Origin of the sequence: Lentihominibacter sp. (assembly GCF_046951855.1) — a bacterium.
GTDB lineage: Bacteria > Bacillota > Clostridia > Peptostreptococcales > Anaerovoracaceae > Lentihominibacter > Lentihominibacter hominis.
The window spans coordinates 72,979-88,290 of the sequence record NZ_JBKTXS010000002.1; the positions used below are offsets into that span (position 1 = coordinate 72,979).

Genomic DNA, 15,312 nt, shown 5'->3' on the forward strand with positions numbered 1-15,312 from the left:
GAAAGAGATGAAAGATTTTAAGATATCAGTCACCGGAGATTATGAAAGATTAGTTCCGTTTTTTATTGAAAATGAACTTGAGTTTTCAGAAGATGAGCCGGTACCGACGGATCTTGTGAAATGCTGGAATATCATGGATGATGAAGGAGAGGATGGGGAACGAATTATAGGGGCTTTCGTATTGGCAAAGCGCGAAGGAGAATTCATAGTAGATGGTATTGCCATAGATCCCAAATACAGAAAATATCATTTAGGAAAAGCTTTGCTGGAGAAAGGCATAGAAGAGACTAAAAGGCTGGGAGGAAAACGCATATTTCTTGTGGCGAGAGCTCCCGGATTCTTCAGAAAGCAAGGGTTTGTAACTGTTCCGAGAGAAGATGCTCCAAACTTTTTTGAATGTCTTACATGTCCTCAATATGGTGTTTCATGTCATCCTGAGGTCATGAGACTCGATTTGTAGACAGTGATGCTTATATAAAATAAGAACAATGTATGTATAAAGTCCCCTTGCGGGTGCATATGATTTAATAGAATATGCCTGGAGGGGGATTTTTTAATGGAGAAATTAACGGAAGGAAATATGGCTTACTTATCCGGAAGAGTTTTATCTGAGCCTGTCTTCAATCATAAAACATACGGAGAAGCATTTTATCTGGTGATGTTGGGAATAATGAGAAAAAGCGGATATGAGGATGAGATAAGGCTGATTATATCGGAGAAACTTCTTGGAGGGCGCTCGCCTAAGGTTGGTGAACTGCTTGAGATTTCAGGTCAAATAAGGACATATAACAGAGAAGTTGACGGAAGAAGTAAACTGGAGGTAACTGTTTTTACAAGAAGAATGGAGTATTGCAGTGATGAAGAGTTTGAGTATGAGAATCATGTGGCCATCGAAGGCTTTATTTGCAAAGCTCCGGTGAGAAGGACATCTCCTCTGGGGCGAGAGATATGTGATCTGATGGTTGCCGTAAACAGAATGTATAACAAATCTGATTACATACCTACTATAGCGTGGGGGCGTAATGCAATTTACAGCGGGCAGCTTCAGGTGGGAGATAAAATAGCTGTAGAAGGCAGGATCCAGAGCAGGGAATACAGAAAATACAATGATGAAGGCGAACCGATAACCAAGACGGCATACGAAGTTTCTGTCATCAGGATGGAAGAGGTTTTATAGGGCACAGTCAAAATCTTTATATGATATAAAAAAAGCACTCGCAGAGACGGTATAGAATTCATATTACGTCTGAAGCGAGTGTTTTAATGTGAAACATATATGTAGAAAAGCCCAAATCCTTGATTTTAAGCCGTTTTAGATATATAATAAAGAGTCTGTAGCATGTTTAAAGCAGAGCTTGGATATTTTTAGAAAGTAATTAATAATATAGGTTTTGGATATTAAAATACAGAGGTGTTGCTGTGCGTTTAGAAAATTCTGCTAAAAATGTAAAAATTGCATGGATGATGCATATAGTGCATGTCTTTGGTCAGTTTATATCGAGAACTGTTATAATTATGGTTCTTTCGGTAGAATATGTAGGCTTGAGCGGTCTGTTCAGCAATGTTCTGTCGATGCTTTCTCTGGCAGAACTGGGAATAGGAGAGGCTATAGTGTTCAGCCTTTACGGTCCTATTGCAAGAGGGGAGAAAGATAAGATAAGTGTCATTATGACATTCTATCAAAAAGTTTATGTGGGGGTAGGGCTGTTTATCCTTATTGTAGGATGTTCCTTTACACCTGTGATAGAATATTTGATAAAGGGTGTTCCTGATATACCATATATACATGTGATATATGTAATGTACGTAATGAATTCTGCTATGTCATATTTCTTTTCATACAGGGCTACATTTATAAAAGCAAATCAGAAGAATTATATAGTTACGATAAACGATGAGATATTTAATATAGCTTCTATAATAATAAGGTCAATACTTCTGATAATAACTAAGAATTATCTGTTGTTTATGGGGCTTGGAATAATTATTTTGTTTTTGCAAAATGTAAATATTACTTTGATAGCAAATAAAAAATATCCGTATCTTAAACATAAATCAAAAGAGAAAATGCCTAAGGAAATATTTCAGCAGATCAAGAAAAACACTGCGGCAATGATTCTTCATAAAATAGGCAGTATAATTGTTTTTGCAACAGATAATATGATAATTTCTAAATTTCTTGGTCTTGTGAGTGTTGGCTTATATTCTAATTACTATACGTTGACTAGTGCTCTTACGTCTTTTGTGAATAAATTCTTTACAGGAATATCTGCCAGTGTGGGTAATCTGGCTGTTTCAGAGGATGTTGAGAAACAGGAGAAAACCCTGTTCCAAATACTTTTTATGAATTTCTGGATGTATACCTTTTCCTGTTGCGGATTGTTTGCTCTATTGAATCCTTTTATAGGAAATATTTGGCTTGGAGGAAAGTACACGTTTGGCATGGCTGTAGTTTTTCTTCTCGTCTTTAAAGATTATCTGACTGGAATGAGGAAGACGGCACAAACCTTTAAAAATGCTAAAGGTCTGTATTGGTATAATAAATACATGCCTCTTTATGAGTCACTCATAAACCTGATACTATCTGTAATTTTTGTAAAATTCATAGGAATAGCAGGCGTCATGATAGGGACTATCATCAGTTCGCTTACGACATGCGTATGGATAGAGCCTCATGTTCTGTACAAGTATGGTTTTAAAAAAAGTGCTAAAGAGTACGTAAAAAAATATATTGAATATATGATAGTTTTTCTTATAGCCGTATTTCTTTGTTTGGGAGCATGTAAAGGAATTGATATAGCGTTTGGTGGAGCAGGGGATTTACGTTCGGCTAAAGCTATAGGTGTGTTTGCTGTTCAATTTATATTTACAGTGATTATTTCTAATGGATTTTTATGGCTTATTTACAGAAAAAGTGATAATTATAAATATTTGTTGAATGTTGTAAAGAAAAAGGTTTTAAAAAAATAGTATTATGAATTTTTTGCAAAGAATAAGAGGTTTAATAAGTTCGGTATGCTTCATGATTTTTAACAGATTATGCTGTGTTTTCATACCTTTGAAATCAGATCAGGTTCTTTTTTTGGCAGAGACACATAAAGGGCTAAATGGCAACTTAAAAGCAGTGTATGATTATCTCGACAACAGTAGACATGATTTACACCTCGTATCGTATACAAAGGGAGATAGAAGAGAAAGACACGGTATAAAAGCGGTACTCAGTATATGGAAAGCAATAAGTGTATCGGGATATATTTTTTTGGACGATTTGTATACGGCAACTTCTCATATGAAAGTCAGAAGAGGACAGGAAATTATACAGCTGTGGCATGGAGCAGGAGCATATAAAAAATTCGGTCATAGCAGAAAGGATCTACATGTTAATGTTAGTGGGAAAATGCGTGTTCATAAAGGGTATAAAAAATATACTAAGGCGATTGTAAGCGGAAGCAGAATAGCGTGGTGCTATTCGGAGGCCTTCGGAATGGATGAGGGGAAGATATATGCAACTGGTTCTCCCCGGATGGACGAGCTGTTTGATAATAAATATGTAAAAGATACAAAAGAACGGTTTCTGGAACAATATCCGGAATTGAAAAATAAAAAAATAGTATTGTTTGCACCTACATATAGGGGAACTCATGTGAGAGATGCTGATTATGGATTTGAGCAAGCAAACTTAAATCAACTTATAAAACGTTTAGGCGATGATTATGTTATATTGACAAGATGGCATCCGGCTCTTAAAAATAATGTAAAAAGAGGAATAGCTGTAGTAAAATGCTGTGATTTTGGAGAACGTATAATAGATTTTACTGATTATGAGGATGTAAATGATCTTCTTATAGCATGTGATATTATGATTACAGATTATTCATCTATAATATTTGATTATTTTCCTCTTGACAAACCGATAATATATTTTGTATACGATAAAGATGACTACGCAGGGGACAGAGGTCTTTATTACAGTTTCGATAAATATTTGTTCGGAAGAGTGTCAGAAGATTTTGAGAGTCTTGTAGAATCTGTTAAAGCTGAGGATTTATGTAGAGAAAAACGCGAGGATTTTTATAATTTATTTTTAGATGGTTGTGATGGTCATTCAACAGAGAGGGTTTGCAGATTGTTATGGAACGTGAAACAATAAAAGATGGACGGGAAAAAATGCCGATATGGCTGAATGTGTCGGAAAATATTATCATTATATCTGCGATGCTTATATTCACATTGAACTATACAGTTATCGGTATAGTAAGGGGAAGTATATTTTCTCCTTTAAAAAATCTTATTATGTTGGCATTATTTGTGTTGTTCATATATCGTTTTATTACAGTATCTAAGCAGCAAAGAAAGAGATGGTTCACTGACAGATTCTTATATGTACCTTCGGCTGTTTGGCTGATATTATTTTTTGCTGTCAGATGTCTATGCTTTGCTGTGGAAGATTTTCAGTATGGCGTTTTAAGAGAGATATTTTTTGAATTTGTTTTTCTCGTTGTTATATGTGGATGGACTGTGGGAAGGCAGGTAAAAGTCGAATTACTTGCATTTGTTTTTTGTGCTGTCAATTTTATTGTGAATATTGCTAATACATATTGTGTTCATATCCTGGATATCAGTTTTCAGGAAGGAACATCAGAAGGAGGCTTGCTGAAATTTCTTACCGGACTAAGTACATATTATGATGCAGGTGCATCAGGATATAATAATGCAATCTTGTACAGCAATCCTAATTCAGCCGGTATAATGACAGGAATGGCTATACTGCTGAGTTTGCTTTTTATAAAGAAAAGAAAATATATCCCTATAATGACGTTATACTGGATATATTCTTTATATGTTTTATGGAAATACGATTCACGGGGAGCTATACTTAGCTTTGTGGTATCTCTTATCTGTATTTTGCTCATGAAAGCATTTAGGTTCTTTACCCCTAAAAGGCTTGTTGCGATTTGTCTTATAGCAAGTTCAATGGCAGCAGTATTTATATATGGATATATAGCATACAATATGAATGATAATGATAGGACTCTGTCATCTTCTGAGGAAAAGATAAATAGTTTGAGTACAGGACGATACATTATATGGCAGGACTGCTATATTTCCCATAGTGATAAATGGGCTTTGGGTACAGGTAGTCCTACATTGGAAAAGGATGAAAGGAACGAATATCTAAAAAGTCAATATATAAGCAATTATGGGACCGAAGAAGGATATCTGCCGACGACCTTTAGTGTTCATAATGGGTATCTGGCTACGATATTTATAACAGGATGGATAGGATTTGGGCTGTTTATGATAATAATGCTTGATAAAATACGGAAAGCCAGAGCCCTGTCTGCGAGAAGTACGCACAATATGGTACTGGCATCAACGGTAATTTTTGCTTTTATGGTAAGCAATTTTGAAGCTCTTCTGGTTACCAGCAGATATTATACTATACTGATGGTATTTATAATATTGGCATGGGGTTCCGATAGTGCTGATGAAAGTGAGAGGACGTTAAATGCAGTTTGAGAACAGTAATCGTTTTGTCAAATTTAATAAAGCAATAGCATATGTACTTATAATAATTTTTTTGTCTGTAGCATGTGGACTTGCGGCTATAAGTGGGTCTCATTCCTTTACCAATACCTATGATTCAGGCAAGGTATGCGATACTACTATAGGTACAGGATATAATGTGCTTAGCCCTGGGACTGATGACAGCTATTTCTGGATAAGTACTTCTGATGAACCTTTTGCATGGAATTATATCTATATGGATATAAAAGATGCGAATTTTGACAAAGCTTCACTTGAGATACAGGGGTATGATGAAAACAAACAAGTGGGACGTCCCATGGTTCGGGAAATAGAAGAAGGATATAATGAAATCAAAATTGACGGAGACGAATGTAGCTCTTTTAAGGTAAGCTTATCGGATGATGAATCAATATCATTTACGGTAAAATTTATTGAACTGAGAGAGAGCAAATGGTTTTTTTCCATGAGCAAATATCTTCGTTATGTAGGTGCTTTCATAATTACGTTTGTTTTGATAAGCGGGACAGTCATATTGATACTTAGAAGGAAGAAGTTAAAGATAGATTGGTACGGGCCTATAGATTTTCTTCAGGACATTTATCTGTCTTTTGGAAATAGATTTGTCACACTTTCTTTAAAAGTTCCGCGAAAAGTGAAGTCGGCATTGAGAATAGCGGCACTTATTTTTTGGATGTTCTGGATAATGTTTATTTATAATACAGGCAAGTATATGCTTACGGCATATTTCAAATATAATGTGGCGATATTCTGTGTGCTTATGCTGCTTATAGCAGTCAGCATGATAGAAAAACCTCTTGAAAAGAAAGACTGGAACAGACCAGTGGTTCATGCATGGCTCTGGCTCAGCATTTGTATGTGTGTATCGGAATTTTTTATAAGCAAAAGATTTTGCATGATAGGTTATGTTAACCTCACTGTGCTGGGTTTTTATTATTTCACATGGGATAATTTAACAGATAAAGCTAAGGTGATTAAGGAGATCATAACAGCATTTAAAATAGCATTTTTAATTTCTGTATGTTTCACATTGCTGTGCAGACCGAGGGGTGAACTTGGCGGGCTTGTAGGTCATACATGGAATCCTAATATATATGGTATATTCTGCGCAATAGTGCTGATGGGATTTTTAGCATCTATAAGGAATCATATTATAAATCGAAATTATAGATTGGTGTTTGCGGCAGATATGGTAGGATCGATGGTATCATTGTCATTTGTATTGCTGGCAGGTTCCAGAGCGGGATTTATACTCGCTGTACCGGGGTTGATATTTTTTCTGGCGGAATATGTGTCGATGATTACAAGTGGCGCTGTTAAACCGGTGAAAGGCATTTTATCGGCAGTTGCCATTGTGGTCATGTTTTATTGTATTCATATACTCTGTGCATGGGCAACAGTTAATCTTCCGATAGTACAGGTCGTATTTTCGTGGGATAGCCAGCCTCCCAATGAAGCGATGCAGGCCATAATATCCATAGGTATGGAAGCGCCGTCTATTCAACGTATAGCCTTTGACGAAAGGGTTACGTCGTTTCTGACAGCGAGAAATCTTTATTGGATGGAATACTTGAGAGAAATAAACTTTTTTGGGCACGAATATTATCCTATAATCTGGGGAGGAGCAAGATATCCTCATAACGGTATTCTGGGAATAATTTACAGATATGGTATACTTACTGCAGTTCCATACATTATCATGTTTATAAATGTATGTGTAATATCTTTTAAAAGATATTTACGGGAAAGAAAAGAAACGTCGCCTGCATTTTATTTTTGGATATGTGCCATAGGAATTTCCCTGTGCATGTTGGTCGAAAATTTTGAGCGTCCATTTTTGGCAACGGAATGGCTGTGGTGGTACTGGTGTCTTGGAGCTGTATTTATAAAAAAAGATAATGAAGGTGATTTGCGCCGGGAGGAATGATTATGGTATATGGAGTGATTTTAGCCGGAGGAATAGGCAGCAGAATGGGCAGTGTGGAAAAACCAAAACAGTTTATAAATATAGGCGGAAAGCCTATAATAATACACACTGTGGAAAAGTTTATGATGATTAGCAGATTTGAGAAAATCATAGTGCTTTGTCCAGAGGATTGGATCGAGTATACAGATGAGATTATCAGCAAATATATAAAAAACAGAGAAAAAATAGTTGTTCTAAAAGGTGGGGATACTCGAAACGAGACTTTGATGAATGCTGTAAAATATATTGATGAGAAAGGTGTACTGGATGATGAGACTGTTATTGTAACGCATGATGCAGTCAGACCTTTTGTGACCACCAGGATATTAAAGGATAATATTGAATCTATGGATTTTTGTGATGCTTGTGATACTGTGGTTGCTGCTACTGATACCATTGTTGAATCATTCGACGGGCAAACTATATCTCAGATACCTGACAGAAAGTTTTTGTATCAGGGGCAGACACCTCAGACATTCAAAGCAAAAAAACTGTGGGAACTTTATGAAGCTCTGACAAAAGCAGAGAAAGACATACTTACAGACGCTGCTAAGATATTTGCTATCAAGGGTCAGAAGGTGCATCTTGTCAGTGGGGAAACGTATAACATCAAAATAACATATCCATATGATATTACTGTAGCGGAAGCACTGATAAAGAAGGAGATTTAGGTGGAAGATAATTATGTTAAATACTATATATAGGTTAGTTAAACCGAGAAATTTTGAGATTGAATTTGAAGAGATAGATCTTAATGATGATGTAGTCATAGTAAGACCTTCTTTTTTGAGTATATGTAATGCTGATCAGAGATATTATCAGGGAAAAAGAGCGCCGGAAGTACTTAAAAAAAAGCTTCCAATGGCATTAATCCATGAAGCCGTAGGTGAAGTGGTTTATGACAGCAGAGAAGAATTTGATGTGGGTCAGAAGGTTGTGATGATACCTAATACGCCGTTTGAAAAAGATAGTGTCATTGCGGAGAATTATTTGAGAAGCAGTAAATTCAGAGCCAGTGGATTTGATGGCTTTATGCAGGACAATGTGGCCATGAGGAGAGACAGGCTTATAGAACTACCTGACAATATTGACCTAAGAGTCGGAGCATTTATAGAGATAATATCAGTAAGCTATCATACAGTGCAGCGGTTTTTGAAATTCAGTCATAGGCGAAAAGATTCCATTGCTATCTGGGGAGATGGGAACCTTGCGTTTCTCGTTTCCATAATACTTAAACACGAGCTGCCTGATGTAAAACTTTATATTATGGGTATTCATGATGATAAAATGGCAGGTTTCGTATTTGCAGAAGATACTTTTCATGTAAATGAAATTCCGGAGAACATGACATTTGATCATGCTTTTGAATGTGTAGGCGGTCAGGGCTGCGAAATGGCTGATAATCAGATAATTGATTATATAAGACCGGAGGGATCCATTGCTTTAATGGGTGTAAGTGAGAATAGAGTCCCTCTCAATACGAGAATGGTACTCGAAAAGGGATTAAAAATTTTTGGAAGCAGCAGATCCGGCTATGAGGATTTTAAAAATACTGTTGAATTTTTATCACAGAATGATAAAGCAGCGCAGCTTATTGCCAATTTGATAGATTCTGTAATAGATGTAAGATCTGTAGAAGATATGAATAGAGCCTTTGAATCTGATATAAAAAAGGCCGGAGGAAAGACTATCATGAAGTGGAATGTATAGAAAAGAGGAGATGAAACGGTGCCTGAAATTTCTGTAATTATACCTGTTTATAACCTTGAAAATGATATATGCCAAATGCTTATGTCGGTAAAAGGTCAAAGCTTCAAAGATTTTGAAGCGATAGTGATAGATGATGGAAGCTCAGATCATTCCTATGAAAGGATGTGTTCTGTTTTATCAGATGACAATCGTTTTAGGATATTCAAACAGGAAAATTATGGGGTATCTGCTGCAAGAAACAGAGGAATGGAGCTGGCGCAAGGGAAGTATATAATATTTTTTGATGGAGATGATCATATTCCTCAGAAATCCCTTGAAAACATGTATGCTTCAATAGTTTCAGATAACTTTGATATGACAGTAGGAATTATGACAACCTATAATTACGGAAAAGCTTCTGTAAATCGCCAAAGTAAGGCTCTGTCAAAAAAAAGAAAAATAGATCCTGATGATATAAATTTTATAAATACGTGGTCTCAGTGCAATAAAATGTACAGATTATCATTTTTAAGAGATAACGGTGTGAAATTTATGGATGTAAAAGTTGCTGAGGATGGACATTTTTTGTTTCAGGTTTTGTCAGCAAGTCCTCGTATATGCGGTTGTAAGCATATAGTTTATGATTATATCAGACGTCCTTTTTGGCAAGGTGAACATACTGCATCCAAGAAGGTGGGAATAAAGTATTTGGATGACAGAAAACGTGTATATAAAGACATACTGAAGTTTTCAGAACAAATAACTGAAAATCAGACTGACACAAAAAAAATCGAATACAAAGACAGGCTTGTTACAAGATTTATAAGTGGAGGTATAATACAGGCTTTTTATAGAAGAATATGGCGGTGTGAAAATGTAGAATCTGCACTTTCAGATACATTGTTATTATATCGCCCCATGCTTTCCCAAGATGCATGGGAAGATATTGTAGAAAAAGACTGGGATATAGTTCCTGATAAGAGACTTACAAAAGAAGATAAGCTGAAGGAAGATATAATGGTAGAGCCGCTTATATCGGTAGTTATTTCATCTGGCATGGATAAAGCGGGCTTGGATCTTTCAGTGGAAAGTTTATATAATCAGGAATTTCCTTCTTTTGAAGTTATTATGACTAAAGAAGATTTTGACAGGATGGCAGAGAGTTTTAAAGAGATGTCTAATATCGTTGTTACGGATGCGGAAAATATTGATCGTAATGAGCTTCTAAGGGATGTTAAAGGGCGATACATCTATTTTATTAATGAACCTGTTATTCTTGATATCCATACATTTAAAAAGATGGCTGATAAACTTCGAAATAATGACAAACTGGATTTTATTTCAGTATATATGAGAGGATTTTATTTTGGTGATCTTTGCAAGAATGACAGAATCAACATTCGTATAAATTTAATAGATGCTATATTTGGCTATGGTGACAGAGAGCGGTTTGAAAAAATGACAATAAATGTATTGGACAATTCTTTTACAAATAAACTTTTCAGGAAAGACGCCTTAGATGGATTGAGGTTTTCAGGTGATGATATCTCTGATATAGATAAAATATATAAGGAACTTAGATTTGAAAAAAGCCGCATAACATCAGTACTGACACCACTAACGGATAAAGATTTTATAATGCGTTCCTGCAGAAAAGTGAGCAGAACTGTAATCAGGAAAAATTATATTAAAAACAGAGTTTTAGAATATTTCGCGGGAAAAGGAATAAAAAAATTTTTAAGAGGTATTTTGAGAAGATGATAAATATGTCTGTCCAAAGATTGTATAGGTTCATTTTCGTAGGTATCATCAATACTATATTCGGAACGTCTGTAATGTTTTGTCTTTATAATTTTCTGGGGTGCTCATATTGGATATCATCAGCGGCAAATTATATTTTTGGTAGTATACTCAGTTATATACTGAACAAGAGATTCACATTCAGACATAAAGGCGGTGTAATGGCAAGCGGAGTAAAATTTGCTGTGAACATAGTGGTGTGCTATTTTATCGCTTATGGAGCGGCAAAACCAGCTGTAGCATGGCTTGCAGTGGGTGCATCTGTCAATATGAGGGAAAATATAGCAATGTTTACGGGGATGTGCATATTTACTGGCCTTAATTATTTGGGGCAAAGATTTTTTGTGTTTGGAGGAAAAATCATGGATCATAAAAGATTATATGAAAAGTGGGTAAACAGTCCGCATCTTGATGACAGTGATAAAAAAAGACTTTTAAAGATGTCGGATGAGGAAATCTATGAAGCTTTTTACAAAAGACTCAGCTTTGGAACTGCAGGCATGAGAGGAATAATGGGGCTGGGGGCTAACCGTATAAATAAATATACGATAAGAATGGCAGCGAAAGGGCTGGCAGACCTTCTTGGAGAGGGATCCAAAGTAGCTATAGCCTATGATACAAGAAACAATTCAAAATATTTTGCCCAAGAGGCGGCAAGAGTGCTGGCTGCCGCCAATATAAAAGCATTTATTTTCGATAGATATTCACCTGTACCGCTTCTTTCCTTTGCGGTAAGAAATATGAGATGTGATGGAGGTATAGTGATAACAGCAAGTCATAATATGCCTGTGTATAATGGATTTAAAGTTTACGACAGTACGGGATGTCAGCTTGACAGCAGCCTTGCGCATAAGATCTCCGAAAGTGTGGAAAACATGAAGGATGAACTTGACGTAGCTGTAGCGGATTTGGAAGATTGCAATATCAGTTATATTGGACAGGATGTGGTAGACAGATTCATGGATGCGGTACTGCAATGCAGAGTACAGGTTGATGAGAAAGCGATGGACGCTCTGAAAATCGTATACACACCTATTCACGGCTCGGGAAGAGATTATGTTCTTGAAACTTTAAAAAGATGCGGTTTTGGTGATGTTACTCTTGTATGTGAGCAGGCAGATTACAACGGGGATTTTCCTACTGTCAAAAAACCGAATCCTGAAGAAAAAGCAGTTTTTCATATAGCGGAAAAGATAGCTATGAATATTGATGCAGATGTAATAATAGGAACTGATCCTGACAGTGACAGAGTAGGCGTTGGCATAAGGCATAATGAGGAGATTGTCTATTTGTCGGGCAATCAGATAGGAGTACTTTTTGCAGATTTTTTAGGGAGAATGAGACCGTCAAAAGGGAAATTTCTGATAACGTCTATAGTTACAGGGGATATGGGACCTGATGTGGCTGAAAGCTACGGAGTAAGTACGATACGGACTTTCACGGGATTTAAAGATCTGGCTGCGGAGATGAATAAGCTTAAAGATAGTGAAATCTTTATGGCGTATGAAGAAAGTTATGGGTATCTTTTGGGAACTCATATAAGGGATAAGGATGGAATTTCTTCTTCTATGCTTATGTGCCAGATGGCAGCTTATTGGAAGCAGAAGGGATTCACACTTATAGATGTCCTTAATCAGTTGTTCGGCGAATACGGATATTATATAGATGATCAGAGTTCTTTTGTGTTTGAGGGTGCTAAAGGAGCAGAAAAAATATCAGCGATAATGAGATTTTTAAGAAATAAAGGAGAGTCTGTATTTTCAGATATCGAGGAAGTAAAAGAAGTCCTTGATTACAGTAAAGGTGCAGAAGGCCTTGCTGAGGCAAATGTACTCAAATATATATTCAGGGACGGATCATGGCTTGCCGTAAGACCTTCAGGTACAGAGCCCAAGATAAAATTTTACTGCTGTGTAAAAGGCAACGATCGTTTAAAATCAGCAGATATCCATGACAAACTTAAAGACAAGGTAAAAAAATTAACAGATGAGATATGAAATGAAAATAAAAGATGAATTTTCACATAACTTTCATAGCTAAAACCTCCGCTTTTATTGATTTACTGGCATCCTGTTGGTATAATGGTCAGTGATGTGAAAGGAGCAAATGAATGAGTGATGACAAAGGCAGAAGAGATTACGGCAGCACATCAGGAAGAAGACAGAATAAAAATAATGAACAGCGTGCCAAAGAGCAGGCTTATCAGGAATATTTAAGGCTGAGAGAAAATAGAAGCAGCGACAGGGGACATTATGTGAAAGATGATGACCTGTATGGAGCGTATATTCAGTCAGGAAAGTCAGGCGGAAATAAAGGGACAAGCCGCGGAAGCAGTCTATCGGGAAACGATTATTACGTGTCTGAGAGCAAAAGAGCGAGGCGATCGGATATAAATTCAGAACCTTACAGGAGCGGAAGTTCTGTAGATAATACTCCTTATGGCAATTCGCAAATGAGGAAACAAAGGCATCGCGCCGATCTTGAACGTGAGAGATATCTTGAAGAACGCGCCAGAGGTAAGAAGAGTATAGCAAGGCCGGGCAGAAAGAATAAAGATGATATGGACATAATGTCCGGCGATGAAAAAAAGGCAGCGGGAAAATTCGGTAAAAGACGAAAAAACGGAAGAGGCTTAAAGGTAGCATTATTAGTTGTTCTCATATTGGTTTTGGGAATAGGAGGGGTTATAGCGGCGGGTTTTACTGTTGTAAAGAACACTCTTGATAATGTAGGGCGTGTTGAGCTTGATCCGGATATGATAGGAATAAATCCTCAAGTGGATTCGGATCTTCGGAATTACAGAAATATAGCTTTGCTGGGTATAGATGCCAGAGATATGACAAATGATCAGGATGTGCGAAGTGATGCTATTATAGTGGCCAGTATAAATAAAGAAACAAATGAGATAAAGATGTTTTCCGTATATCGTGATACATATCTTGATCTCGGTGATGATGTGGGATTGGACAAGGTCACACATTCATATTATTATGGAGGGCCTACAAAAGTCCTTTATTCTCTCAATAAAAACCTTGATCTTAATATAAAAGAAGTAGTGGTAGTGAACTGGAAGTCAGTAGCAGATACTGTCGATGCCCTGGGGGGGCTTGATATAGAAATACAGGAATCAGAAATAAATGAGATGAATAAATATATACAGGACACCTATAAGAATATAGGCGGATCCAATGCTAAAATTGAGTCGGCGGGTATGCAGACTTTGAACGGCAATCAGGCGGTTACATATGCCAGAATAAGAAAAGATGCTGTTACGGGTGATTTCAGAAGAAATGAAAGAATGAAGATAGTAGTACAGGCGGCCTTTGAAAAAGCTAAATCCATGGATACCAAGGCGCTTAAGAAAATTTCAAATGAAATTCTTCCCGATATAAAAACCAATATGACATCAGCAGACATGATGGGAATGATCATGAAGCTGACATCATATAAAATGACTGACAGTGTTGGATGGCCTTACGACCACAGTGATTGGAACAGCGGTGCTTATTATAATATCCCGACTACACTTAAAAGCAACGTAAGCCGGCTTCATGAGGAATTCTTCGGACAGGAGGATTATGAGCCTACGCAGGATGTTCAAAGTATCAGTGAAAGCATATCTGTTAGAACAGGGTATTATTAAAAAGAAAGGTAATGTATATGAAAGATAAGACATCTCTTGTGATACTATTCGGCGGAGAATCGTCGGAACATGAAGTTTCGTGTGTATCGGCAGCATCATTGCTTGAACATGTGGATAAAGAAAAATATCATATAAATACCATAGGCATTACAAAGGAGGGGAACTGGTTTTTGACACGTTCCCCTATTGTTAATATTGATAGTGGCTTATGGGAAAAGGATAAAAATAATAAAAAAGCTTTTATAGTTCCCGATAAAAGTGTTGGCGGGGTGATGATCCAAGAGGATGATAAATCTTTTAGCATTCTTAAAGCAGATGTCATATTCCCGGTTCTTCACGGAAGAAATGGTGAAGACGGTACTATTCAGGGGCTTTTACAGCTTTCAGGGATTCCTTTCGTAGGCTCGGGTGCTGCCGCTTCATCTGCATCTATGGATAAAGCGATAACAAAGGCTATAATAAATCAGAGTTCGATTGTGGATCAGGCGAAGAGCTTAGTTGTATATAAAAGTCTCTGTGAAAAAGATGCCGATAAAGAGCTTGACAGCATAGAAAAGTTTTTTGATTGTAAATTTCCTCTGTTTGTAAAACCTGCCAATGCAGGTTCATCTGTAGGAATAAGTAAAGTAAAAACATCGGAAGCTCTTCCGGAAGCTTTAGAAAAGGC

11 protein-coding genes and 1 pseudogene are annotated in these 15,312 nt (G+C 36.7%); all 12 read left to right on the plus strand.

The annotated features are described in order from the left end of the window. The first annotated feature begins 7 nt into the window (after positions 1-7). Positions 8-460, plus strand: coding sequence for a GNAT family N-acetyltransferase (locus tag ACLR96_RS01050; RefSeq protein ID WP_177267495.1), 453 nt, complete (start codon positions 8-10; stop codon positions 458-460). A gap of 96 nt (positions 461-556) precedes the next feature. Then, positions 557-1,177: a single-stranded DNA-binding protein gene (locus ACLR96_RS01055; protein WP_177267494.1), complete on the plus strand. Its 621-nt coding sequence runs from the start codon at positions 557-559 to the stop codon at positions 1,175-1,177. A 242-nt stretch (positions 1,178-1,419) separates the two neighbouring features. Beyond that, on the plus strand, positions 1,420-2,970 hold the full coding sequence (locus ACLR96_RS01060) for an oligosaccharide flippase family protein (protein ID WP_177267493.1): 1,551 nt from the start codon (positions 1,420-1,422) through the stop codon (positions 2,968-2,970). Positions 2,971-3,082: 112 nt separating this feature from the next. Continuing rightward, positions 3,083-4,150, plus strand: coding sequence for a CDP-glycerol glycerophosphotransferase family protein (locus ACLR96_RS01065; RefSeq protein WP_177267492.1), 1,068 nt, complete (start codon positions 3,083-3,085; stop codon positions 4,148-4,150). Further along, positions 4,132-5,520, plus strand: coding sequence for an O-antigen ligase family protein (locus ACLR96_RS01070; protein ID WP_177267491.1), 1,389 nt, complete (start codon positions 4,132-4,134; stop codon positions 5,518-5,520). The genes ACLR96_RS01065 and ACLR96_RS01070 overlap by 19 nt, the downstream gene beginning before the upstream one ends. Next, on the plus strand, positions 5,510-7,474 hold the full coding sequence (locus ACLR96_RS01075) for a hypothetical protein (protein ID WP_177267490.1): 1,965 nt from the start codon (positions 5,510-5,512) through the stop codon (positions 7,472-7,474). Before ACLR96_RS01070 ends, ACLR96_RS01075 begins: the two co-directional genes overlap by 11 nt. Before the next feature lie 2 nt (positions 7,475-7,476). Continuing rightward, positions 7,477-8,184 carry a D-ribitol-5-phosphate cytidylyltransferase gene (locus ACLR96_RS01080; protein WP_177267489.1) on the plus strand — a complete coding sequence of 236 codons (708 nt, stop codon included), beginning with the start codon at positions 7,477-7,479 and terminating at the stop codon, positions 8,182-8,184. A 13-nt stretch (positions 8,185-8,197) separates the two neighbouring features. Beyond that, complete coding sequence (locus ACLR96_RS01085; RefSeq protein ID WP_177267488.1) at positions 8,198-9,223, plus strand: alcohol dehydrogenase catalytic domain-containing protein; 1,026 nt, start codon at positions 8,198-8,200, stop codon at positions 9,221-9,223. A gap of 18 nt (positions 9,224-9,241) precedes the next feature. Then, on the plus strand, positions 9,242-10,963 hold the full coding sequence (locus ACLR96_RS01090; protein ID WP_177267487.1) for a glycosyltransferase: 1,722 nt from the start codon (positions 9,242-9,244) through the stop codon (positions 10,961-10,963). Between the two features lie 5 nt (positions 10,964-10,968). After that, the gene (locus tag ACLR96_RS01095) at positions 10,969-12,999 is read left to right on the plus strand and encodes a GtrA family protein (RefSeq protein WP_177267486.1); all 2,031 of its coding nucleotides are present in this window, start codon (positions 10,969-10,971) and stop codon (positions 12,997-12,999) included. Between the two features lie 113 nt (positions 13,000-13,112). After that, a complete protein-coding gene (locus ACLR96_RS01100; protein WP_412265074.1) occupies positions 13,113-14,645 on the plus strand; it encodes an LCP family protein in 1,533 nt (510 codons plus the stop codon). A gap of 17 nt (positions 14,646-14,662) precedes the next feature. Then, positions 14,663-15,312 (plus strand): annotated as a pseudogene (locus ACLR96_RS01105) (D-alanine--D-alanine ligase); the annotation flags it as partial.